General features: G+C 41.6%; 22 protein-coding genes. 14 read left to right on the forward strand and 8 right to left on the reverse strand.

From position 1 onward, the window contains the following. Positions 1 to 11 precede the first annotated feature (11 nt). The 3 genes from mlaD to mlaF are packed head-to-tail and all read right to left on the reverse strand — an operon-like array spanning position 12 to position 2083. A complete protein-coding gene (gene mlaD / locus BCU68_RS10130; protein ID WP_102564648.1) occupies positions 12 to 491 on the reverse strand; it encodes an outer membrane lipid asymmetry maintenance protein MlaD in 480 nt (159 codons plus the stop codon). A 1-nt stretch (position 492) separates the two neighbouring features. Continuing rightward, a complete protein-coding gene (gene mlaE / locus BCU68_RS10135) occupies positions 493 to 1272 on the reverse strand; it encodes a lipid asymmetry maintenance ABC transporter permease subunit MlaE (protein ID WP_102564649.1) in 780 nt (259 codons plus the stop codon). Continuing rightward, complete coding sequence (gene mlaF / locus BCU68_RS10140) at positions 1262 to 2083, reverse strand: phospholipid ABC transporter ATP-binding protein MlaF (protein ID WP_102564650.1); 822 nt, start codon at positions 2081 to 2083, stop codon at positions 1262 to 1264. The genes mlaE and mlaF overlap by 11 nt, the downstream gene beginning before the upstream one ends. A gap of 260 nt (positions 2084 to 2343) precedes the next feature. On the opposite strand from mlaF, the gene BCU68_RS10145 reads away from it, so the two are divergent. The 12 genes from BCU68_RS10145 (at position 2344) to mgtE (ending at position 11591) form a co-directional block, all read left to right on the forward strand. After that, complete coding sequence (locus tag BCU68_RS10145) at positions 2344 to 3309, forward strand: calcium/sodium antiporter (protein ID WP_102564651.1); 966 nt, start codon at positions 2344 to 2346, stop codon at positions 3307 to 3309. 37 nt (positions 3310 to 3346) lie between these two features. Next, complete coding sequence (gene kdsD, locus BCU68_RS10150) at positions 3347 to 4318, forward strand: arabinose-5-phosphate isomerase KdsD (RefSeq protein WP_102564652.1); 972 nt, start codon at positions 3347 to 3349, stop codon at positions 4316 to 4318. Further along, entirely contained in the window at positions 4318 to 4872 is a 555-nt protein-coding gene (gene kdsC, locus BCU68_RS10155) for a 3-deoxy-manno-octulosonate-8-phosphatase KdsC (RefSeq protein WP_102564653.1), read from the forward strand. Before kdsD ends, kdsC begins: the two co-directional genes overlap by 1 nt. Further along, positions 4869 to 5432 carry an LPS export ABC transporter periplasmic protein LptC gene (lptC, locus tag BCU68_RS10160; RefSeq protein ID WP_102564654.1) on the forward strand — a complete coding sequence of 188 codons (564 nt, stop codon included), beginning with the start codon at positions 4869 to 4871 and terminating at the stop codon, positions 5430 to 5432. The genes kdsC and lptC overlap by 4 nt, the downstream gene beginning before the upstream one ends. Next, positions 5413 to 5910 carry a lipopolysaccharide transport periplasmic protein LptA gene (lptA, locus tag BCU68_RS10165; protein ID WP_102564655.1) on the forward strand — a complete coding sequence of 166 codons (498 nt, stop codon included), beginning with the start codon at positions 5413 to 5415 and terminating at the stop codon, positions 5908 to 5910. The genes lptC and lptA overlap by 20 nt, the downstream gene beginning before the upstream one ends. A 2-nt stretch (positions 5911 to 5912) precedes the next feature. After that, positions 5913 to 6638, forward strand: coding sequence for an LPS export ABC transporter ATP-binding protein (gene lptB, locus BCU68_RS10170; RefSeq protein WP_102564656.1), 726 nt, complete (start codon positions 5913 to 5915; stop codon positions 6636 to 6638). 47 nt (positions 6639 to 6685) lie between these two features. Next, the gene (locus BCU68_RS10175; protein WP_102564657.1) at positions 6686 to 8173 is read left to right on the forward strand and encodes an RNA polymerase factor sigma-54; all 1488 of its coding nucleotides are present in this window, start codon (positions 6686 to 6688) and stop codon (positions 8171 to 8173) included. Positions 8174 to 8197: 24 nt separating this feature from the next. Beyond that, positions 8198 to 8485 carry a ribosome hibernation promoting factor gene (gene hpf / locus BCU68_RS10180; protein ID WP_102564658.1) on the forward strand — a complete coding sequence of 96 codons (288 nt, stop codon included), beginning with the start codon at positions 8198 to 8200 and terminating at the stop codon, positions 8483 to 8485. A 2-nt stretch (positions 8486 to 8487) separates the two neighbouring features. Continuing rightward, positions 8488 to 8934 (forward strand): PTS IIA-like nitrogen regulatory protein PtsN, encoded by a 447-nt coding sequence (ptsN, locus tag BCU68_RS10185; protein WP_102564659.1) that lies wholly within the window; start codon positions 8488 to 8490, stop codon positions 8932 to 8934. A 15-nt stretch (positions 8935 to 8949) separates the two neighbouring features. Then, entirely contained in the window at positions 8950 to 9807 is an 858-nt protein-coding gene (gene rapZ / locus BCU68_RS10190; protein ID WP_102564660.1) for an RNase adapter RapZ, read from the forward strand. A 6-nt stretch (positions 9808 to 9813) separates the two neighbouring features. Then, the gene (locus BCU68_RS10195) at positions 9814 to 10089 is read left to right on the forward strand and encodes an HPr family phosphocarrier protein (RefSeq protein WP_102564661.1); all 276 of its coding nucleotides are present in this window, start codon (positions 9814 to 9816) and stop codon (positions 10087 to 10089) included. A gap of 146 nt (positions 10090 to 10235) precedes the next feature. Then, positions 10236 to 11591, forward strand: a complete 1356-nt coding sequence (gene mgtE / locus BCU68_RS10200; protein WP_102564662.1) for a magnesium transporter — start codon at positions 10236 to 10238, stop codon at positions 11589 to 11591. A 149-nt stretch (positions 11592 to 11740) separates the two neighbouring features. Here mgtE and pmbA read toward each other — a convergent pair whose 3' ends face one another. After that, positions 11741 to 13084 carry a metalloprotease PmbA gene (gene pmbA, locus BCU68_RS10205; protein ID WP_102564663.1) on the reverse strand — a complete coding sequence of 448 codons (1344 nt, stop codon included), beginning with the start codon at positions 13082 to 13084 and terminating at the stop codon, positions 11741 to 11743. A 117-nt stretch (positions 13085 to 13201) separates the two neighbouring features. On the opposite strand from pmbA, the gene yjgA reads away from it, so the two are divergent. Continuing rightward, positions 13202 to 13726: a ribosome biogenesis factor YjgA gene (gene yjgA, locus BCU68_RS10210; RefSeq protein ID WP_102564664.1), complete on the forward strand. Its 525-nt coding sequence runs from the start codon at positions 13202 to 13204 to the stop codon at positions 13724 to 13726. Between the two features lie 425 nt (positions 13727 to 14151). Here yjgA and BCU68_RS10215 read toward each other — a convergent pair whose 3' ends face one another. Both BCU68_RS10215 and mpl read right to left on the reverse strand, forming a co-directional pair. Then, the gene (locus BCU68_RS10215; protein ID WP_102564665.1) at positions 14152 to 14769 is read right to left on the reverse strand and encodes a flavin prenyltransferase UbiX; all 618 of its coding nucleotides are present in this window, start codon (positions 14767 to 14769) and stop codon (positions 14152 to 14154) included. 24 nt (positions 14770 to 14793) lie between these two features. Then, positions 14794 to 16149 (reverse strand): UDP-N-acetylmuramate:L-alanyl-gamma-D-glutamyl-meso-diaminopimelate ligase, encoded by a 1356-nt coding sequence (mpl, locus tag BCU68_RS10220; protein ID WP_102564666.1) that lies wholly within the window; start codon positions 16147 to 16149, stop codon positions 14794 to 14796. A gap of 328 nt (positions 16150 to 16477) precedes the next feature. On the opposite strand from mpl, the gene fbp reads away from it, so the two are divergent. Then, positions 16478 to 17491, forward strand: a complete 1014-nt coding sequence (fbp, locus tag BCU68_RS10225) for a class 1 fructose-bisphosphatase (protein WP_102564667.1) — start codon at positions 16478 to 16480, stop codon at positions 17489 to 17491. Positions 17492 to 17589: 98 nt separating this feature from the next. On the opposite strand, the gene BCU68_RS10230 is transcribed toward fbp, so the two are convergent. Together BCU68_RS10230 and BCU68_RS10235 are read right to left on the reverse strand one after the other, a co-directional pair. Then, positions 17590 to 21342 (reverse strand): translocation/assembly module TamB domain-containing protein, encoded by a 3753-nt coding sequence (locus BCU68_RS10230; RefSeq protein ID WP_102564668.1) that lies wholly within the window; start codon positions 21340 to 21342, stop codon positions 17590 to 17592. Further along, positions 21339 to 23051: an autotransporter assembly complex family protein gene (locus BCU68_RS10235; protein ID WP_102564669.1), complete on the reverse strand. Its 1713-nt coding sequence runs from the start codon at positions 23049 to 23051 to the stop codon at positions 21339 to 21341. Before BCU68_RS10235 ends, BCU68_RS10230 begins: the two co-directional genes overlap by 4 nt. Between the last annotated feature and the right edge of the window lie 26 nt (positions 23052 to 23077).

Consider the following 23077-nt stretch of genomic DNA (forward strand, 5'->3'; position numbering starts at 1 on the left):
AACTATGCAGCTTATTCATCACTAGAACCTCCTACGCTATACAAGACTTGACCAATCAGGTCCTCTAAAACTAGCGCTGATTTAGTATCTTCTATCACGCCTCCATCAGTGAGCATTTCTTCATCATCAAAGATAAAGCCCGGAGTTAAACCAATGTACTGCTCGCCGATCAAACCTGATGTAAGTATTTTAACACTGGATGTATCTGGAAATTGTGAGTACTTACTATCGATAGCTAATTTGACTACTGGCAAATAGCTCTCTTCATCTAAAGTAATAGAGCTGACTCGACCAATAACAACGCCGCCAACCTTAACTGGAGAGCGAACTTTTAAACTACCAATATTATCGAACGTTGCTTTTAGGGTGTAAGTATTACCCGAACCAAGTTTCGTTACGTCAGCAACTTGAAAAATCATCACTAAAATAGCGCAAATTCCAACTAAGACAAAACTGCCTACCCATAATTCTAGTTTACGTGTCTGTTGCATGCTAATTCCCAAACATCAAAGCGGTGAGTATAAAATCTAGCCCTAATACGGCTAAAGATGAATGCACGACAGTACGAGTCGTTGCGCGGCTTATCCCTTCCGATGTTGGTACAGCGTCGTACCCATTAAAAAGAGCAACCCAAGTAACTGTGATGGCAAAAACAATACACTTAATAACGCTATTACCAATATCTTGACCAAGTTCGACAGAAGATTGCATCGCAGACCAAAAACTACCGTGATCAACCCCTTTCCAATCAACGCCAACAATTTGTGCCCCCCAAATACCAACGGCCATGAAGATCATCGCGAGCAAAGGCATTGAGATAACCCCTGCCCATAAGCGAGGAGCGATAATTCGTTTTAAAGGATCAATCGCCATCATTTCTAAACTTGATAGCTGTTCGGTTGCTTTCATTAAGCCGATTTCTGCCGTTAACGCCGAACCAGCTCGACCAGCAAATAGCAAAGCCGTCACAACCGGTCCGAGTTCACGCAATAAAGAGAGCGCCACCATCTGACCTAAACTGCCTTCAGCGCCATAATCGACAAGAACCACATAGCCCTGCAAGCTTAAAACCATACCAATGAATAAACCCGAAACCATAATAATAGCCATAGATTGAACACCTACGCTGTATATTTGTTGGATGAGTAACGGTACGTTTTTTAATTGTGGTCGATGAAAGATCGCCCCAACAAGCATTAAACTTGCGCGACCAATTGACTCGCTAATAGCCAAGGTTCTTTGCCCCAAGCGAGCAATAAAACTAAAGCCCATGATTAAAAAGATCCTTTTCTAATGTATCGGCAGGGAAACGAAAGGGAACGGGTCCGTCAGCGTCACCATTTAAAAACTGTTGTACCATAGGGTCAGGGTTTTGGCTCAGTTCCTCTGGCGTACCTTTTGCAATAATACGACCGTCCGCTAAGAGATAAACTAAATCTGCGATACTCATCACTTCTGGGACATCATGCGAAACAACAATAGAAGTCACGCCAAGCGCTTGATTTAAACTCCGGATCAACTCAACCAATACACCCATAGTGATAGGATCTTGTCCAACAAAAGGCTCATCATACATAATCAACTCAGGATCGAGGGCAATAGAACGGGCTAATGCTGCACGCCTTGCCATTCCTCCAGACAACTCACTAGGCATGAGTTCAGCTGCACCACGCAAACCGACCGCTTCAAGCTTAAGCAAGACAATCGTTCGTATAAAGCTCTCATCTAAAGCCGTATGCTCTCGCAGCGGAAAAGCGACATTATCGAAGATATTTAAATCGGTAAAAAGCGCACCTGATTGAAATAGCATGCTCATTTTTTTACGAGCTTGGTATAAACGCTTGCGACTTAAGGTAGGAATATTATCGCCATCAAACCAGATCTCTCCAGACTGAGGGGCAAGTTGACCACCAATTAAACGCAATAATGTCGTCTTACCAATACCGGAAGGTCCCATGATTGCCGTCGTCTTCCCTCGCGGCACTTGCAGGCTAATATCATCAAATATTCGCCGACTTCCACGCGAGAACGTAAGTCCATTAATAGTAACGAGGTCAGATGTTGGTAATGTCTGTTTATTCATACCTGCGACTTATAAATCCATCTATCATGCAACAATCATAAGCATAAATAGTGACAAGTTAAAGCTAAGTTATACACTCACCCTCTTAGATTTAGTGTTTTTTTACTTTCAAAATAAACACTTAAGTTAACAGCTCATAATATAAACGCGCTAATTTGCCTTTTCAATCACAATAAATAGCAACTTCGCCTTTCCTTTTTGCAAGCAACCGTTCAAAATTAGCAGTTAATTATCTATTTTTTATCATTTGGAACCGCCTAATGCTTGAAGCCATTATATTACTGATTATTGGTCTAGTTTTTTTAGTCTGGAGTGCTGATAAATTAGTCTTTGGTTCTGCAGCCATTGCTCGCAATTTTGGTATATCCCCTCTAGTTATCGGTATGACTATCCTTGCGATGGGCTCCTCAGCACCTGAGATGATGGTTTCAGCAACGGCAGCCTTGGACGGCAAAACCGATACTGCGGTCGGTAATATTCTGGGCTCAAATATTGCTAACATCGCACTGATTCTTGGTTTAACCGCTTTAATTAAGCCGTTAATTATTAGCTCAACGATAATCCGCAGAGAATTACCTCTGATGATCGTTGTAACCCTCATTGCTGGCGCTATATTATGGGATAGCTATTTAGGTCGTGGTGAAGGTATATTACTGATCGTTCTGTTTGTCAGTTTCTTATTAGCCATGCTAAATATCAGCCGCAAAGAGCAAAAAAATAACGATGCTCTTCTCAGTGAGCAAGAATCCGAAATCCCTGAAGGTGTTAGCAACCCAAAAGCGGCAATGTGGGTTGTTGTTGGATTAATCATCCTGCCTTTATCTGCCACTTTACTCGTTGATAACGCGGTTATTATCGCAAAGTACTTTGGTATGAGCGATTTAGTTATCGGCTTAACAATTATTGCGCTTGGTACTAGCCTACCTGAGCTTGCCGCATCGATTGCTGGCGTGATGAAGGGGGAAGATGATATGGCTGTTGGTAACATTATCGGCTCAAATGTTTTTAATATTTTGGCCGTTATGGGGATCCCTGGTCTGCTTAATCCTTCGATTTTGAGTCACTTAGTGATGGGGCGTGATTATTGGATCATGCTTGCCGTATCGCTATTGCTTGTCGTTATGGCATTAGGAAAATCACGTAAAATCAGCCGTATTGAAGGTGGATTGCTTTGCTGTGGCTTCTTCGCTTACCAAGGTTATCTACTCATGCACCTTTCTGCCTAACACATTCTCATCATAATAAAATTAGGAATTCTCATATATGTCTACCACCTTCGATTATTGCAATGCTGCAAAGCAAGTGTTAGCTACTGAAGTTAAAGGTTTACTACAACTTGAACGCTATTTTGATGAGCAGTTTACTCAAGCATGTGAAACCATCATGAACAACCAAGGTAAAGTGGTTGTCATGGGGATGGGCAAATCAGGTCATATTGGAAATAAAATCGCAGCGACACTCGCAAGTACCGGAACTTCTGCATTTTTTGTTCACCCAGGAGAAGCAGCGCACGGCGACCTTGGCATGATTGAGCCTGGTGATATCGTTATCGCTATTTCCAATTCTGGTGAGTCGTCTGAAATTCTTGGCTTATTCCCCGTTCTAAAGCGCCTCAACATTCGCATTATTAGCATGACAGGTAACCCTCTCTCTAATATGGCTAAGCTTGCAGACATACACCTGCAAATTACGGTACCGGAAGAAGCCTGCCCACTTGGTCTTGCTCCAACAACGAGCACGACTGCAACTTTGGTTATGGGAGATGCTTTAGCGGTGGCTCTATTACAAGCAAGAGGCTTTACCGCTGAAGACTTTGCACTATCTCACCCTGGTGGTGCTTTAGGTCGTAAGTTACTATTGAAACTCGATGATATTATGCATACTGGCGACGCTTTACCGACCGTCAAACCTGACGCACTGGTTCGTGATGCTTTATTAGAGATCACGGAAAAAGGGCTCGGTATGACAGCGGTGATTAGTGATGATAACCAGATGCTCGGTATCTTTACTGATGGTGATCTACGTCGATTACTCGATAAACGAATTGATATCCACACGGCAACCATTGGTGATGTCATGACACCGAGTCCAACCGTTGCAAATCCAAACATGTTAGCGGTTGAAGGTCTAAACTTAATGCAAGAAAAGAGCATCAATGGTCTTATGCTGTGCCAGGATGGTCAATTAGTTGGTGCTTTAAACATGCACGATTTATTAAAAGCAGGGGTAATGTAATGCCGACAACTGAAACGTTATATGGCCCAGTGGCAAGCGAAATCGTCGCAATTGCTAAACAGATAAAGCTACTCATTTGTGATGTTGATGGTGTGTTTTCTGATGGTTTAGTCTACATGGGTAATGATGGGGAAGAACTAAAAACATTCCACACCCGTGATGGCTATGGCGTAAAGTCGCTGATGAATGCTGGCATTGAAGTTGCCATCATTACTGGTCGACAATCAAAGATCGTTGAAAACCGCATGACAGCGCTTGGCATTACGCTTATTTATCAAGGTCAAGATGATAAAATAAAAGCGTATGAGGACATTTGCTCTAAGCTCAATATCGACTCACAACACACAGGTTACATTGGCGATGATCTTATTGACTGGCCAGTGATGGATAAAGTGGCTCTTAAAGTCTGTGTTGCTGATGGGCACCCACTACTGGTAAAACGCGCGAATTATGTCACTCAGATTAAAGGTGGTTATGGCGCTGTGCGAGAGGTGTGCGACTTAATCCTACAAGCACGTAATGAGTTAGATACACATAAAGGTTTAAGTATATGAGTCTATCTCGTATTCTCTATGTCTTGCTGTTTTTTATTGCATCTTGGGCTGCTTACTATTTATATGACAATGAAAACTCAGACGTCGTACAGATATCAGCCAATCAAGAATTGCCAATGTTCAGTGGTAAAGGCTTAAACAACACATCATTTAATAGTAACGGTATGCGCAGTTATGTCATCACCTCAGACAGTCTTGATCACTATGCGAGCAGTGGTGAAACCATTTTTCAGTACCCTATTCTTTCCATTTATCAAGATGGTCAAAATATCGAATGGCAAATATCATCTCATCGTGCAGTTTTAGATGATAATCAAGTATTAACTCTTTATGATAATGTCTTAGCAAACAATTTATTACCTGATTCTAGTTTCAATACGATGACAACTGACAAACTCGAAATTGAACTCACAAGCCGAAACTTTAGCACCACAACCCCTGTGACATTAGTTGGCCCCCAATTTACAACAACAGGGCAAGCAATGATGGGAAACTTTAAAGACAATGTTTCGACTCTATTTAATAAGGTCCAAGGTAAATATGAAACTCTTACCCCTTAGTTTACTTACTTTCATGCTAGCGGCACCACAAGCTCTCGCTTTATCGTCAGATACTGAGCAGCCGATCTATATTGATTCTGACAGTCAAAATCTTGATATGAAATCGAATCAAGTCACATTTAGCGGTGATGTAAAGTTAAAACAGGGCAGCATCAATATCAGTGCTGATAAAATTGTTGTGACTCGCAACTCTACTGATGGCTCCATTAAGCAAGTTCAGAGTATGGGTAAGCCTGCTACTTTTTCTCAGTTAACCGATGATGGTAAAACATTAGAGGGTGAAGGGAACGAGTTAGACTATCGTATGGCTGAGGACAGTTTACATATGAAAGGCAGTGCTATGCTTTCCCAAGATGGTAACGTTATTCGTGGTTCATCGATCACTTATCAAATAACATCGCAAAAACTAATTGCTAATAGCACTGAAAATCAGAGAGTTACCACAGTGCTACAACCTACTCAAGCGACAAATAAATAATTATGGCAGTATTAAAAGCAGAACACCTAGCCAAGAGTTATAACAAGAAAAAAGTCGTGACCGATGTTAGCTTGCAAGTTAAGTCGGGACAAATCGTTGGTCTACTTGGTCCTAATGGTGCTGGTAAAACAACGTCATTTTATATGATCGTCGGCCTTGTTCCTCGAGATGAAGGAGCGATCAGTATCGATGATGAAGATATTAGTATTCTACCTATGCATAACCGTTCTCGAATGGGCATTGGCTACCTTCCTCAGGAGGCTTCTATTTTCCGTAAGCTTTCTGTCGAAGATAACATTATGGCAGTATTGCAGACTCGAGAAGAACTGACGCGAGAAGAACGCCAAGATAGATTAGAAGATCTACTTGATGAGTTCCACATTCAGCATATTCGTACAAGTGCCGGTATGGCTCTGTCAGGCGGTGAGCGCCGCAGGGTTGAAATAGCCCGAGCTTTAGCCGCTAATCCTAAATTTATCTTGCTAGATGAACCATTTGCTGGTGTTGACCCGATTTCGGTTATTGATATAAAAAGAATTATTGAGCATTTACGTGACCGCGGTTTAGGTGTATTAATTACAGACCACAATGTTCGAGAAACTTTGGATGTATGTGAAAAAGCTTATATCGTAAGTCAAGGTCACTTAATTGCAGAGGGAACACCAGAAGATGTGCTTAATAATGAGCAAGTGAAGCAGGTTTATCTCGGTGAACAATTCCGTCTATGATTAAAGTAAACGAATCACAGGACAATAATAAAGGTAAAAAGGACTGAATGAAGCCTTCATTACAACTCAAGCTAGGTCAACAATTAGCCATGACACCACAGTTACAGCAAGCCATACGCTTGTTGCAACTGTCTACGTTGGATTTACAACAAGAAATCCAAGAAGCGCTTGAATCTAACCCTCTTCTTGATATTGAAGAAGGCTCTGAAGATGGAGGGACTCATGATGATAAAACCTCTGATGAACCAAAAGAAAAAAATGTTGAGAGTACAGACAACACGCTCGATGACGTTTCTCATGAGCCCGATCCTGCAGACAGCTCTGAAGTGATCGAAAAGTCAGAAATAGCAAATGAACTGGAAATGGACACCACCTGGGATGACGTCTATAGCGCTAACACAGGTAACACTGGTATCTCTCTTGATGATGAAATGCCAGTATATCAAGGTGAAACCACTGAATCGTTACAAGACTATTTACTTTGGCAACTTGAACTGACTCCTTTCAGCGAAACTGATCGCGCCATAGCCCTAGCCATTATCGATTCGATTGATAATGCGGGTTATCTTAACTCTTCACTTGAAGATATTTTAAGTAGTTGTGATAACGAAGAAATAGAGCTTGATGAAGTTGAAGCGGTACGTAAACGTATTCAGCAATTTGATCCTCTTGGTGTTGCATCCATAAACTTACAAGATTGTTTGCTCTTACAACTGGCAACCTACCCAGAAGATACACTATGGTTAAATGAAGCTAGAATGGTTTTATCTAATCATATTGATCAACTTGGTAATCGCGATTACAAGCTGGTCATTAAAGAAACAAAGTTAAAAGAAGCAGAATTACGTGACGTTTTACAATTAATTCAGCAACTGAACCCAAGACCTGGTAGCAAGATAACGCCAGATGAAACTGAGTATGTTGTACCTGACGTATCGGTGTTTAAAGATCATGGTAAGTGGATGGTAACCATTAATCCAGACAGCGCACCGAAGCTCAAAGTGAATCAACAATATGCTCAGCTAAGTAAAGGTAACAGTCCTGATAGCCAATACATTCGCACTAATTTGCAAGAAGCAAAGTGGCTAATCAGCAGCCTTGAAAATAGAAATGAAACACTATTAAAGGTGGCGCGATGCATTGTTGAACATCAGCATGATTTCTTTGAGTATGGTCCAGAAGCAATGAAGCCAATGGTACTCAATGATGTGGCTTTAGCTGTCGAGATGCATGAATCAACAATCTCAAGGGTAACGACACAAAAATACATGCATACACCTCGTGGTATATTTGAATTGAAGTATTTCTTCTCCAGTCATGTCAGTACTGATAATGGTGGAGAATGCTCATCAACTGCAATACGAGCTTTAATTAAGAAGTTGGTTGCTGCTGAGAACACAGCAAAGCCATTAAGTGATAGCAAGATTGCAGCTCATTTAGCTGACCAAGGGATTCAGGTAGCAAGACGGACAATTGCCAAGTACCGTGAATCATTAGGCATCGCCCCTTCTAGTCAGCGTAAACGCCTGTTATAAGGCTAATAACTGAAAGGAAAGTCTATGCAAATTAATATTACTGGCCACCACCTTGACCTTACCGACTCGATGCAAGACTATGTTGAAAATAAATTTAAGAAGCTTGAGCGTTTTTTTGATCACATCAATAATATCCATGTGGTATTAAAGGTTGAAAAAGTACAACAAATCGCTGAAGCCACATTACACATTAACCAAGGTGAAATACACGCTACGGCTAATGATGAAAATATGTATGCTGCTATAGATGCCCTTGTCGATAAGTTAGTTCGACAGCTCAATAAGCACAAAGAAAAATTAAGTAGTCACTAATCATGCAATTAAACGAAGTACTTTCACTGGACTGCACCAAAAGTGCTGTCCAGTGCACGAGCAAAAAAAGAGCGCTTGAACTCATTAGCAATATGGTTGCTCAACATACGGGTCAAGATCCAACGGCACTTTTTGAATGTATGCTCAGCCGAGAAAAAATGGGGAGTACAGGTATCGGCAATGGTATCGCTATACCTCATGCACGAATGACAAAAAGCGATCATGCCATTGCTGTACTGCTGCAATGCCAAGAACCGATTGAATTTGATGCGATTGATAACCGCCCTGTTGATCTATTATTCGCACTACTGGTTCCTGAAGACCAATGCAAAGAGCACCTAAAGACACTCTCTTGCATGGCTGAAAGATTGCACGATAAACAAACACTAAAACAGTTACGCAAAGCTCAAAGCGATGAAGAGCTATACAATATAATGACTAACCAGTAATCGACAGGATCTCCAATGCGCTTAATCGTAATTAGCGGCCAATCAGGAGCTGGCAAAAGTGTTGCTCTGAAAGTTCTAGAAGATTTAGAGTATTACTGCGTTGACAACCTGCCAGTTAATTTACTTGACCCATTCATTGCATCAGTCAAAGGCAGCAAACAAAATGTTGCTGTTAGCATTGATATACGCAACTTACCAAGTGAGCCAGGGTTAGTCGAAACAACACTTGCTAGCCTGAAAAAAAATAATGATGTTAGCGTCTTCTTTCTTGATGCTCACCCTGACACATTGTTAAAAAGATACAGTGAAACCCGTCGTATCCACCCACTTTCAATGAGCGGCAAGAAAGTCTCTTTAGCTCAAGCAATTGAACTTGAAAAAAAAATTCTTGCCCCCTTAAAAGGAAATGCTGATCTTATTTTAGATAGCAGCAATCAATCACTGCACGAGCTATCTGAAGCCGTCCGCACCCGGGTTCAAGGTCGAGAAAGAAAAAGCCTCGTCATGGTATTTCAATCTTTTGGCTTTAAATACGGCCTTCCTACTGATGCCGATTACGTCTTCGATGTTCGCTTTTTACCTAATCCTCATTGGGTACCAGAATTACGTCCTCATACCGGATTAGATGCTCCTATTCACACCTTCTTAGAGTCACACTCTGAAGTGCTAGAGCTCAAAGAACAAGTTCAGCAATTTATTGTCAATTGGCTACCAATGCTAGAAAAAAACAATCGCAGTTACCTTACCGTTGCGATTGGCTGTACTGGTGGCAAACATCGCTCTGTCTATTTAACTCAAAAGATTGGTGAATACTTTTCAGAGCTTGGTCATCAGGTTCAAATCCGTCACTCCTCTTTAGAAAAAAACAAATAGGGTTTTATGGAACTAATTCGCGCCGTTTTAATACAAAACCGATTAGGCTTACATGCTCGCGCAGCTGTAAAGCTTGTCGAACTCGCACAGAGTTTTGATGCCGTTGTTAGCATTCACAATGAAGAGAATAAAGTAGCGACTGCTGATAGCGTTATGGGGTTACTCATGCTGGAGTCTGCTCAAGGTCAGCTGATTTCGATTCACGCTAAAGGATCACAAGCCCAGCAAGCTTTAGATGCGGTTTGTCATCTAATTGAAGATAAATTTGAAGAACACGAGTAAATAGCGCATCAATTAACCTTGTGCAATTATGAGTAAAAACCATCAACTCATATTAATTCCTTTACTCGGCTAACTAACCTTTAAATTAGCCTAAAATTTAAGTTACTATTCAACGTATTATCCATATTCCTAGTTAGGGGGAAACAATGGCAGAGCAAAATGAATTCGATCAAGCTCACCAAACCCTCCAAGAAGTTAGTGAATCTTTAGAAAATGGCCGCTTTGTTCATGTCCGTCGTCAATTGCAGGACATGGAGCCAGAAGATATCGCTCATCTATTGGAAGCTTCTCCACGTAAAAGCCGTGATGTGCTGTGGCAACTCACCGATCCTGAAGATTATGGTGAAATTCTCGATGAGTTGAATGAAGACGTAAAAGATGGCTTAGTCTCTCAGATGGACTCAGAGACGCTTGCCGAAGCAACCGAGGGTATGGATACCGATGATGTTGCTTATGTCTTACGAAGCCTTCCTGATAAGGTCTCTCGTGAGGTTCTGTCGCAAATGGACAGTGAAGATCGTGCTCGTGTTGAAACGGCACTATCTTACCCAGAGGATTCCGCTGGTGGTTTAATGAATACCGACGTTATCACGATTCGTGGTGACGTTGATGTCGATGTGGTTCTTCGCTATCTACGGATGCGTGGTGAGCTTCCTGAAACAACCGATGCTTTGTATGTTATTGATGATGAAGATCGCCTGATTGGCAACCTATCATTAACGACACTGATTACCACACAGCCTGATACCCAAGTGTCCGAGGTGATGGAAGATGCTGATGAAGCGATTTCTGTCAACACCTCCGCTACCGATATTGCGAGCTTATTTGAACGACGCAATTGGGTTTCAGCGCCTGTTGTTGATGAGAAGCAGCACCTTGTTGGTCGTATTACTATCGATGATGTGGTTGATGTTATCCGCGAGGATGCAGAGCACTCCATGATGAGTATGGCGGGTATGGACGATGATGAAGATACCTTCGCTCCCGTCGTTAAGTCAGCGCGTAGACGTAGTGTATGGCTCGCTGTCAACGTACTGGCAGCCCTTGCCGCTGCTTCTGTTTCCAATATGTTTGAAGAAACGCTCAATCAAATGGCTGCGATTGCGGTATTGATGACCATTGTTCCATCAATGGGTGGCGTTGCGGGTAACCAAACTATTGCATTGGTTATTCGAGGTTTGGCATTAGGTCATATTGGCGATAGTAATAAACGAGAACTGCTTCTAAAAGAGGCATCAATCGGCTTCTTAAACGGTGTGTTATGGGCAGCAACCATAGGTGGTATCGTTGTTCTTTGGAAAGATAGCTGGATGCTAGGTGGTATTATTTCTGCCGCAATGATGGCGAACTTATTTATCGCAGGCGTAGCAGGGGTAACCATTCCACTAATGCTTAAGAAGATGAATATAGACCCTGCATTAGCTGGCAGTATGGCTCTAACAACCATCACCGATATTGTTGGTTTATCCGTATTCTTAGGACTAGCTACCTTGCTTATTTAGTATTTAGCGTCCTATTCTCTACTCATAAAAAAAGCTTGGTCTTCAATACCAAGCTTTTTTCTTATCTGCGGTAATTGTGCAATGATACCAATCAATATCCAGGCTCGCGGCTATTTCTGCTCACCGACTGTGATTGATATTAAGCTCGATTACTCACCGGCAATTTTTAATGATTCTAATAAAATAGAACCCGTTTGGATCTGTGAGCGAGTTTCAACATCATTACCAACGGCAACAATTTGATTGAACATATCTTTAAGATTACCCGCAATAGTGATTTCAGAAACTGGATATTGGATCTCTCCATTCTCAACCCAAAAACCAGCCGCACCACGAGAATAATCACCCGTCACTGTGTTCACTCCCTGCCCCATGACTTCTGTCACTAACAGTCCAGTGCCAAGCTCTTTAAGCATTTGCTCAAAGTTTTGCCCGGTTGATTGAACAAACCAGTTGTGAATACCACCAGCATGACCGGTTGGAGTCATGTCCATCTTTCTAGCGGCGTAACTCGTTAGTAAGTACGTCGCAAGTACGCCATCAGTAATGATCTCACGATCTTGGGTGAAAACGCCTTCACTATCAAATGGGCTTGAAGCTAAACCACGTAGCACATGAGGTTTTTCTGAAATATTAAACCAATCAGGTAGGATCTTTTTACCTAAATGATCTAATAGGAATGATGACTTACGGTATAAGTTGCCACCACTAATTGCCATTGTAAGGTGACCGATTAATCCCGTTGCTACATCTGGTGCAAACATCACAGGGTATTTACCTGTTGGCAGCTTTCGTGCATCCAAGCGACTTACTGTTTTTTCTGCCGCCTCTTGACCAACAAGTTCAGGAGACCACATATCATCACGGTGACGAGCTAGAGTGTAACTGTAATCACGCTCCATTTCGCCGTTACTACCTTCACCGATAACGCAGCAACTAATACTATGACGACTAGAAGCATAACTCGCTAACAATCCATGGCTATTTCCATAAACCTTCACCCCATAGTGACTGTCATAACTCGCACCATCACTTTGTTTTATCTTATCGCTATAAGCGAGTGCTTGTTGCTCTGCTGCAATGGCAATTTGAGCGGCAACATCTGGGTTTGGTTCATCAGGGTGGAAAAGATCCAAATCAGGGATCGCTTTTACCATGAACTCTTTTGGTGCAGGACCGGCAAAAGGATCTTCTGATGTGTATTGAGCAATATCGAGTGCAGCAGCAACCGTCTGAGCGATCGCCTTTTCACTAAGATCAGAAGTTGATGCACTGCCTTTGCGTTGACCACGGTAGACCGTTATCCCTAAAGCACCATCACTGTTAAATTCAACATTCTCAACCTCACACATACGAGTTGAAACACTTAATCCAGTGCTCTTCGAGATGGCAACTTCAGCGGCATCAGCACTAACAGAGGCTAAATCAAGAGCTCTTGCGACAGCAGCTTCTAGCTCAACACGTTGCTGAGCGACTTGTTGTTTTACGTCCATATCTCATCTAATTATTAGCAATCAATACTATTAGGATAACAAGAATTTCGCTTTCTCCCCACGATTCTTGCTAAAATAGGTTATATTAGATTCAAGATAGTGATATAGGCAGAAAAGATGGCTCGTAAAAATCAAAAAGCGCCTTGGGAACCAGAAGAAGAAATCATCTGGGTAAGTCGTACAGAAATGAAAAACGACATGGAAGCGCTCCAAGTTCTAGGAGAAGAGTTAGTTGCTCTTAAACCTTCTGCTCTTGCAAAAATTCCGTTATCGGAAGAACTTGCTGAAGCAATAACCAATGCTCAACGCTTTAAAAATGAAGCAAAACGCCGCCAACTGCAATTTATTGGTAAGCTAATGCGCTATACCGATCCAGAGCCAATCCAAGCCGCTCTAGATAAAATTCGCAATAAGCACTCTCAAGCGACAGCTGAACTACATAAGCTAGAGCAAACGCGTGACCGTCTAATTGCTGAAGGTGATGTTGAGATCGAAAAAGTGATGGCACTACATCCATCAACCGATCGTCAGCGTCTACGTCAATTAGTACGCCAAGCAAATAAAGAGAAAAAAGCGAACAAAGCACCAAAAGCATCTCGCGAAATCTTCCAGATTTTAAAAGAGCTAAATGAAGAAGCTTAATTTTTCATTTTAAAAAGCTTTATGCCAACGGACTGTCGTTGGTATTAGTCTAAAAAAACCAACCTGATCTCGGTTGGTTTTTTTATGCCTGCTGATTAATGATCTCCTTACTCCTAATTATTCTTAATTGGTTATATGGTAAAGAATAGTGATGTGAACCAAATGAATTCAACGCTCCTAAATTGGCACTACAAGCAAAAGGACACCTATGATCTAAAAGCTAAATATACACATTAACCACAACGAGCAAACACAAAGTAAACGACTGATATTAAATATAAAAAAATAAACACTCCACTCTTAAATAGCTTTTAGAACATAGTAGGCTAAATGCTCTGTAAGCTTTTCTACACGCATAAAAAAGGTCGCAATAAAAATCACGACCAATCTATTCATTTTAACTTCGCAGAGATTCAATAGAACATCTATTCACGCTGATCATAACCCCAGCGAGGCACTAACCCTTGCTCGATACCGAGGTGATCTAAAATTCTTGCCACCATAAAATCGACTAAGTCATCAATGGTTTTAGGTTGATGATAAAAACCAGGGGCAGCCGGCATTATCGTGACTCCCATCGTCGAGAGCTTATGCATATTTTCTAAATGCAGTGTTGAAAATGGGGTTTCTCGTACCACCAGCAGTAATTGACCACGCTCCTTCATAACCACATCAGCAGCACGTTCGATTAAATTATCCGACATGCCATGAGCAATTGCTGCGACACTACCAACAGAGCAAGGACAAACGACCATCTGCTTCGGTGCTGCCGATCCAGAGGCTACCGGTGAGAACCAGTCTTCTTTTGAGCACACGATAAGGTTATCTGGTTGACAACCTAAATATTGAATTAACGCTTTATGCGCCCCTTCCGCTCCACCGGGCAACTTCAATCCATGCTCCGTCGCCAGTACAACACGGGCAGCTGAAGATATTAATAAATAAACTTGATAGTCTGCTGCCAGGAGACATTCAAGTAAACGTAGACCATAAGGTGCACCGGATGCACCTGTCCAAGCCAAAGTAATTGCTTTTTTCTTCATGCTATAAACTTAACTATAAATAAATTAATGCTCGGCGAGTTCTGCTAATAATTTCATGTGAATACCGCCAAAGCCACCATTGCTCATTACTAAAATTTGATCGCCTGGTTGAGCTTCTTTCACAATCACTTTAACTAACTGGGTTAAATCACTCGCTACGTGAGCGGGTTGTGAGCATTGATCAGCAACGGCTTGTACCGACCAATCAATTTCGCTTGGCTGATATAGATAAACCGAATCCGCATCAGATAGTGAGGCTGCTAATGTCTCTTTATGTACACCGCGCTTCATGGTTGCCGAGCGAGGCTCAAGAACAGCAATAATTTTGCTCTCTCCAACTTTATTACGTAATCCATCTAGCGTTAATTGAATCGCGGTTGGGTGGTGGGCAAAGTCATCGTAAACCTTGATACGATTCACTTCTCCTTTTAGCTCTAAGCGACGTTTAGTATTAATAAAGCGAGCGAGAGACTGGCAGGCAAGATCTGGGATAACGCCAACGTGACGAGCAGCAGCTATCGCCATAAGAGCATTACTCACATTATGATCGCCAACAAGATCCCATGTTACCCTTCCTACCAATTGCTGGTGAAGGTAAACATCAAACTGAGATCCATCTTTGATCTGCTTCTCAGCACGCCAATCACCTTGTAAACCAATAGACTCCCTTTCACTCCAGCAACCGCGATCAAGCACATCCTCTATCGCATCTTCTGAAAGTGGGGAAAAGATCCGCCCATTACTCGGTACAGTACGAATAAGGTGGTGAAATTGGCGCTTTATCGCTTCTAAATCATCAAAAATATCCGCATGATCAAACTCTAAATTATTCATCACTAGTGTTCGTGGTTGATAGTGAATAAACTTCGATCGTTTATCAAAAAAAGCACTGTCATATTCATCGGCTTCAACAACAAAGAACATACTTTCACCCAACCGAGCTGAAATACCAAAGTTGCCGAGCACACCACCAACCAGAAAACCTGGCGCATAGCCACAATCTTCCAAGATCCACGCTAGCATACTAGAAGTGGTTGTTTTACCGTGAGTTCCTGAAACCGCCAATACCCAACGATCGTGCAATAAAAACTCTTGTAGCCATTGCGGACCAGAGGTGTATTTCAGATTATTATCCAGTACATATTCAACGCATGGATTACCGCGACTCATCGCATTACCAATCACAACCAAATCTGGTTCTGGGCTTAACTGAGCGGGATCAAATCCTTCAATAATATCAATACCTTGCGATTCGAGTAAAGTACTCATCGGCGGATAAACATTCGCATCACTACCCGTCACTTTATGACCAAGCTGGCGTGCTAAAACAGCTGCTCCACCCATAAATGTGCCACAGATGCCTAAAATATGAATATGCATATGTCACTTCCAATTGTTGTCTATATGATAAGCCCTTTACTTAACATATATAGACTAATAAAAGCGAGTCACAATCTAAACAAATACATATATTACACAAAGTCCGTAGTTAACCAGTTTATTCGATACCATAATTAAGTTCTAGGAATTACACTAATATTAGGTGCATAGATGAATAAGGGCCACTAAGAGTACCTATGTCTTTCACCCATACCCCCAAATTTTTATACCAACCTAAATAAGTCAGTATTTTGGTTATAATGATTACGCAATCGTTACCATAATAATGGTTTACTTTACTGGTATTAGTGTACGTTAAGGAAATAACATGCCTAATATTCGCACCCTGGGTGAGTTTATTGTTGAAAAACAAAATGACTTTCCCCATGCAAGTGGTGATCTTTCTTCTCTTTTATCTTCAATTCGTCTTGCGGCGAAAATTGTAAACAGAGAAATAAATAAAGCAGGCTTAGTTGATAGCATTACTGGTGCCGTTGGAACTGAGAACGTTCAAGGCGAAGATCAACAGAAACTTGATCTTTATGCTAATGACAAATTTAAAGCGGCAATGGAAGCTCGTGATCAAGTTTGTGGTGTAGCAAGCGAAGAAGAAGACGAAGCTGTTGCTTTTAATAAAGAGCTAAATAAAAACGCGAAATACGTGGTATTGATGGATCCTCTTGATGGATCATCAAATATTGATGTGAATGTTTCTGTCGGAACTATTTTCTCAATTTACCACCGCGTATCTCCTATCGGTACTCCACCGACACAAGAAGACTTCTTACAGCCTGGTCATAAGCAAGTTGCTGCTGGTTATGTGATTTACGGCTCTTCTACCATGCTTGTATACACAACGGGTAAAGGTGTTAACGGTTTCACTTACGATCCTTCTCTAGGCACCTTCTGTCTATCACACGAGAATATGATGGTTCCTGAAAATGGCACTATCTACTCTATCAATGAAGGTAACTACATTCGCTTCCCAACGGGTGTGAAAAAGTACATTAAGTACTGCCAAGAAGCGGAACCTGAAGATAACCGTCCTTATACTTCTCGTTATATCGGTTCTTTAGTTTCTGATTTCCACAGAAACTTACTAAAAGGTGGTATCTACCTTTACCCGAGCACACAAAGCCACCCACAAGGTAAGTTACGCCTTTTATACGAATGCAACCCAATTGCTTTCCTAATGGAGCAAGCAGGCGGTATTGCCTCTGATGGTGACAAACGTATTATGGATATCAAACCAACAGAACTACACCAACGTGTACCTTTCTTTGTTGGCTCACCTAAGATGGTTCATAAAGTTGAGCAATTCTTAGCTGAAAACCCAGAGTAATCACTGATTAGATGCCTGATATAAAAAAGCGCTTACTTTTAGTAGGCGCTTTTTAGTTTTTAGTTTTTAGTTTTTAGTAAAATAAAACAGCTATCACTTTAATCAAACTCAAACTGATAAAGCAAATCAACAGAACTATCCAGCCCTGAAACAACTTCTAAATACAGATCCTGCAACAAGCGATAACGAATCGTAAATTCACCAAGCGAATTAAAAATGCCGACCCCATACTTCACCTGTAAACCTGGAAGTATATAACCACTCACTGTCACTTGAGAGTCATCACCAGAGCCTGCGGTATCTAACTGTAAGTCTTGAACACCAAACGCTTCGCCTATCTGCCCAACAACTTGCCCACTTTTAGCTAGACTCAAACCAATTAAAGTGGTGGTCATCGCGTTACCACCAGATTCACCATCAATATCTTGGCCACGTAAAAGATAAGAAAGCGCATTGGCTTGTGGCATTGCAGGATCTGAATAAATCTCGATAACAGGCTCACTGGCTGGCCCCGTCACACGCACGCCAGCGGTAACATCATCTTCAGTATTATCTGGGTTTCTGATGGCTTCAATTGCTAGATACGGCTGATCGGCAGGACCATTCATTAAGATTTTGCCTTCTTCAATCAGAAGATCTTGCCCAAAAGATGTATAAGTACCATCAACTAAATTTACCTCACCCGCAATAAAAGGTCCCTTATCTTTTTGGGTTACATTTAACTTACCTTCAAGATAACTTTCCAAACCAAATGCGGTTAGTTTGAAATCATCACCAATGGAGATAGTAATATTGGTTTCAATATCAAAAGGAATCGTTGCCTCATCAACAGGCTTTAAATCCTTATCAACAATGACCTGATCATCTGAAATACCAACAGCACTTTGTGGTAATGATTCAACAAAAATACGCCCCCATGGCAGGTTAATATTACCATCCACCCTTGCCAGTTCAGGATTCACTTGAATGGTCATATCGGGTATGACTTTCATTTTTACCATCGGTGGTACATCAACTTGTAGCTCATCAGCAAAAATGCGTAAGTTTGTTGACCAGTCAGCTAAGTCGGCCCAGTTACCATGCCCACTCAACTGTAAATCACCATCATCCGTTGTAATCACTGACTTTAAAATTGCACTGTAACCATTTAGCTCTAAATCTACTCGACCTGACTTTACCCCTACTGGTGATATATCCCCTTCAACATTGATATTATCAACGACAAGTTGACCATCAAGCTGAGGGTGAACCAGTGAACCTTTTATCGCTACATTCGAGTTTATATCGGCTTTTACGGTGCTAAAGCCTCCAATGAGCGGCTTTAAGAAAGCTAAATTAATATCGCGAATAATAACATTACCATCAACCGGTTTATTCTCATCAACAATATCTGGCAAAGTTAGTTGACCCAATATCTCACCATTGTTGGCGATATCGAGTAGCCAATCGGCAATTAATTGATCTTGCTTTAGCTCTGCATTTAATGTCATAGAGTGCCAAGCTAAAATTGTTCGAGAATTACGCGCCTTAGTCAGTTTACCTTTAGGAACAACCACTTTAACTTTTAATTCTGGCGTATTATCTGGGGACCACTTCGCTAATAAGTTAGCATTTACTTCGCCTTCTAACTCGGTTTCCTCTGGAGCAAATTGCTTAACTTGATCGAAATTAAAACTATTGATGGTAAGCCTTGCCTCACCTGACTCCCCAACAGAAATATCGTCTTCCAAACATAAGCTAGAATCACTTTGCAGCCAGCAATGCGCTTGGATATTGGCTTGTTGCTTATCAATATCGACATCAATACTTGTTGGCTTATCAAGCAGCCACTCACCTTGCTCTGACAGCAAATTCATGCGTTCCAACTGCCCTAACCACTGCATTGTTGCTTGCTTAAATTCGCCACGAATCGCTAAACTGGTTGAAGCCACATTTGATATAACATCTAAAGTTAGTTGGTGCTCACTTTCATCACCAGAGGCTAATAGCTCGATAGAGTCAATAATGTTTTCTTCATAAGCAAGATTGGCCGCTTTCAGTTTTACATTGCCCTGCGGTGCTGGAAGTGGGCTGACATCACCAACTAATGATAAGGACTCTATCGATGCTAACTCTTGCCAAGTTACTGAGGATAAATTAAGGTCAACGTTAATATTAGGTTCTTGCTGTTTACCTTTAAGTTGAATGCGCCCTTGCATTTCCCCTTGTAAGTCGGGCACGCTTTTCCCAAAACTAGGGAAATCAACCTCTATACCCATATCCCAATTTTGATCTAACTGACCTTGAGCTTTTAATGAGTTAGGACCGTGCGCTAAAGATAAACCCGTCGTTCGCACGACAATATCGCCTTTACCTGCTTTATCTGATGCTTGCAACTGACCATCAATATTAAGTGGGTAATCGCGTAGTACCCCATCAATATTTAGCAAGGGTAAATCCACTTGCCAACCACCAGCGGTAGTTAACGAACCTGTCGTTTGTAGTGTTCCACTTATTTTTCCTTCCGCCTCTTCCCACTGTAAGCCCGGTTGGATATCACTTAACTGTAAGTTTGCCTGCCAGTTAATAGGTTCCTGCCAATTAGCCATCACCTGCCCTGAAACCTCCCCACCGAGTGATTTTACCGTGATGCTGGATAAATCGATTTGCTTAAGTGTGCCTTCACCCGCTAGATCGACACCTAAACTTGGGATCGCTTTACCACTTAATTGAGTTGATAAAGCTATCTTATAACCGTCTAATGAACCTGAAGCCTGAGCATTTGCACGTTCAATTTGATAATCACTGTCACCGACTAATGGCCATTGAGTTACAAGCTGATGGATATCAATGCTAAAAGGCAAAGTCGGCTCTAAAGGCTGTAACTGACCAGATAAACGGCTATCAACCACGCCACCTAAAGTCGCTTGTAATTGTAAATTCGCAACACTTCCCTGCGTCTCCAACTGCAATTGTTGCCCTTTAAAATCATCTTCTTTTAAGGTGGCATTTAGCTTTGAAATCAATGGATAGTCACCGTCCAGGGTAACATCTGCCGATAAGGCTGCATCCACCTGAGGCATGACTAGCTCTAGGGTTTCAAGTTGCACTTCATGCCCTTTTGCCTGCGCTATTAATTTTAAGCGCTCAATAACAATAGGCTCTTCTTGCTGCAATCTTGCATCGCTGATCTCAATAGATTGAATATCAATATCCAATGGGATCCAGACACTTGGTAATGTGATCGCAACACGCTCTTTATGACTTTGAGCGGGGGGTTCTACTTGAGGCGATCCCTCCTCTTGAGAAGCGAGCTCTATGATGATGTTATTTAGTACTGTTGGATTGATCGTTAAACGATCTTCCTCCATGGCGAGTGCTGTCGAGAAAAGTGACCATTGGATATGATTTCCCAAAATATCAAGGTTGATATTGGCAAGTTGCAGTTGGCTTACTGTAATTGGAATCGGAATAGAGATCGATTCAATCGGATCAGAAGGTTCTGGCTCTTCGGTACTTGCTGGAAGGTTTGGTAATGAAAAATGCAACCCATCAACTTTAACCACGTCAATACAAACAGAAGGTGCTAAAAAACAGTGTGGATTAATCGCTATGTTTAGTTCTGATAGTTTTGCATCAATAGCCAATTCAGAGTCACGGAAAGAGATCCCCTTTAAAGTAAAATCAGGAAAAAGCGCCCCCTCAGTTTCTTCAATCGATAGTTGAGGTAATGCTTTTTGTGCTCCCCATAGTGCACCATTTAGCCCTGCATTGGTAAAGAGCAATATTGCAACGAGCAGAGTGAGCAAAAGTATCAGGCTAAATAAAGTGATCAATAACCACTTACTGATTTTCAACATAACTTTAATCATAAATCAGGCCCTAAACGAAAATGTATATGGAATTGATCACCAGGTTCTTCATCTAATCCCCAAGCAAAATCAAGGCTCACAGGACCAATTGGTGAGGCCCAGCGTACCCCAACCCCTGCACCTGTTTTCCATTCGGGTGTATTATTAAAGGCATCACCGTAATCAACAAACATTGCTCCCCACCAGTTACCAACGACACGATATTGATATTCTAGTGTACTGGTTAAAATGTATTTTGCCCCTGTTAAGGAGCCACTGCTATCTTCTGGTGAAATTGATTCATAGCTATAACCACGTAAATTACTATCACCACCAGCAAAAAATCGCAGCGAAGGAGAAAGGGCACTTAAGTTCTTGGTGATATTTGCTCCCCCCTCTAAACGAAATAGACCTCGATGATTTTGCTGCAAACTGCGCACCCAAGATGTTCGACCTTGCAAACGCAACACTCGAGCTTCCGACAAAACGAGATCATCACCATATTCAGCACTCACACTCTGCTTATCCCCCCAAGAAGCCATCACACCACCACGAGTTCGTGTTCGAGAAAAACCAATACCAGGCAGTAAGAATTGCCCTGTATCGTCTTGCATCCCCTGCTCATAGCTCTCTAGCAAATAACGAATATATATCGTTCGATGCCAACCATTATCTAACCTCCAATGGCGCTCCAAAGCTAGATTTGACTCTAAACTTTGAGTATCTCGGTTATCGACATTTTTCATTCCATATTGAATACGATAGAAATCATTTTCGACATCTTCCAAAGGAATTTGGTAACCAGCGGTAATAGTCTGCTCAGGCATAGAGAGCGATAAACTACTGTCAAAGCTATGACCGTATTTATTCACCCAAGGCTTATTCCACTTTAACGTCCCTTTCACCCCAATATCCGTCGAGTAACCTAAACCCGTTTCAATTTGATTTTTAGCTTGTGGCGCAAGAGAAACGGTCATTGGCAACTCACGCCCTTTCCCTAACTGAGTTAAATCTGGCGATACAAAAACAGAAGAGAACCAATCGGTATTAGAGAGTGCTTGGTTATACGCGCCAACATCAGCTAACAGATAAGCATCCCCTTCTTCATAGGACTGCAGAGATCGAACACGAACATCTTCAATTTGACTACCTACGATAGTTGTCTCGCCAAATTGATATCGAATGCCACTGTCATAGTGAAGTCGAACATAAGCACGATTAAGATCTGGAGAGACCTCCAAACGACTCATCGTATAATTACCTTCAAAGTAGCCTTTTTGTAGCGCGATATTACGCAACCCTGATTTCAACGCATCGTAATAGCTATGGTTAAGCTCTGCTCCGACTCTTAGGGGCGTTGTCGCAATCAAATTTAGAAAATCGATATCTTTTTCGGCTTCACCTCTAATTATGATATCCAGTTCATAAATAACAACAGGCGCACCAGATTCAACATTAACCGTTAACCGGCGCTTATCATCAGAAACAGAAAACTGAATATCAGCATGGTAGTAACCCAAAGCTTGCAGCGCTTCTGTAATCGTCGTTTCTAATCGTGATTGAAAACGTAAGGAGGTTGAATAATCGTCATCATCAATCGACGATAAATATGCATCAACATTATCCTTTAATTGACCGTCTATCCCATTGATTTTCAATGAGACATTGGCAGCCAAAGCGATAGGTGCGAGCAAGAAACTTAATAATATTAGTAAGGTTTTTCTTATCATGCTTATTTAGGACTGGTAAGGTTATG

The sequence above is a fragment of the Vibrio sp. 10N.286.49.B3 genome (genome assembly GCF_002873395.1).
Classification (GTDB): domain Bacteria; phylum Pseudomonadota; class Gammaproteobacteria; order Enterobacterales; family Vibrionaceae; genus Vibrio.

Bases quoted from the DNA above. Each gene is read 5' to 3' on its own strand.
- mlaD (WP_102564648.1), bottom strand. From the start codon at position 491: ATGCAACAGACACGTAAACTAGAATTATGGGTAGGCAGTTTTGTCTTA.
- mlaE (WP_102564649.1), bottom strand. From the start codon at position 1,272: ATGGGCTTTAGTTTTATTGCTCGCTTGGGGCAAAGAACCTTGGCTATT.
- mlaF (WP_102564650.1), bottom strand. From the start codon at position 2,083: ATGAATAAACAGACATTACCAACATCTGACCTCGTTACTATTAATGGA.
- BCU68_RS10145 (WP_102564651.1), top strand. From the start codon at position 2,344: ATGCTTGAAGCCATTATATTACTGATTATTGGTCTAGTTTTTTTAGTC.
- kdsD (WP_102564652.1), top strand. From the start codon at position 3,347: ATGTCTACCACCTTCGATTATTGCAATGCTGCAAAGCAAGTGTTAGCT.
- kdsC (WP_102564653.1), top strand. From the start codon at position 4,318: ATGCCGACAACTGAAACGTTATATGGCCCAGTGGCAAGCGAAATCGTC.
- lptC (WP_102564654.1), top strand. From the start codon at position 4,869: ATGAGTCTATCTCGTATTCTCTATGTCTTGCTGTTTTTTATTGCATCT.
- lptA (WP_102564655.1), top strand. From the start codon at position 5,413: ATGAAACTCTTACCCCTTAGTTTACTTACTTTCATGCTAGCGGCACCA.
- lptB (WP_102564656.1), top strand. From the start codon at position 5,913: ATGGCAGTATTAAAAGCAGAACACCTAGCCAAGAGTTATAACAAGAAA.
- BCU68_RS10175 (WP_102564657.1), top strand. From the start codon at position 6,686: ATGAAGCCTTCATTACAACTCAAGCTAGGTCAACAATTAGCCATGACA.
- hpf (WP_102564658.1), top strand. From the start codon at position 8,198: ATGCAAATTAATATTACTGGCCACCACCTTGACCTTACCGACTCGATG.
- ptsN (WP_102564659.1), top strand. From the start codon at position 8,488: ATGCAATTAAACGAAGTACTTTCACTGGACTGCACCAAAAGTGCTGTC.
- rapZ (WP_102564660.1), top strand. From the start codon at position 8,950: ATGCGCTTAATCGTAATTAGCGGCCAATCAGGAGCTGGCAAAAGTGTT.
- BCU68_RS10195 (WP_102564661.1), top strand. From the start codon at position 9,814: ATGGAACTAATTCGCGCCGTTTTAATACAAAACCGATTAGGCTTACAT.
- mgtE (WP_102564662.1), top strand. From the start codon at position 10,236: ATGGCAGAGCAAAATGAATTCGATCAAGCTCACCAAACCCTCCAAGAA.
- pmbA (WP_102564663.1), bottom strand. From the start codon at position 13,084: ATGGACGTAAAACAACAAGTCGCTCAGCAACGTGTTGAGCTAGAAGCT.
- yjgA (WP_102564664.1), top strand. From the start codon at position 13,202: ATGGCTCGTAAAAATCAAAAAGCGCCTTGGGAACCAGAAGAAGAAATC.
- BCU68_RS10215 (WP_102564665.1), bottom strand. From the start codon at position 14,769: ATGAAGAAAAAAGCAATTACTTTGGCTTGGACAGGTGCATCCGGTGCA.
- mpl (WP_102564666.1), bottom strand. From the start codon at position 16,149: ATGCATATTCATATTTTAGGCATCTGTGGCACATTTATGGGTGGAGCA.
- fbp (WP_102564667.1), top strand. From the start codon at position 16,478: ATGCCTAATATTCGCACCCTGGGTGAGTTTATTGTTGAAAAACAAAAT.
- BCU68_RS10230 (WP_102564668.1), bottom strand. From the start codon at position 21,342: ATGATTAAAGTTATGTTGAAAATCAGTAAGTGGTTATTGATCACTTTA.
- BCU68_RS10235 (WP_102564669.1), bottom strand. From the start codon at position 23,051: ATGATAAGAAAAACCTTACTAATATTATTAAGTTTCTTGCTCGCACCT.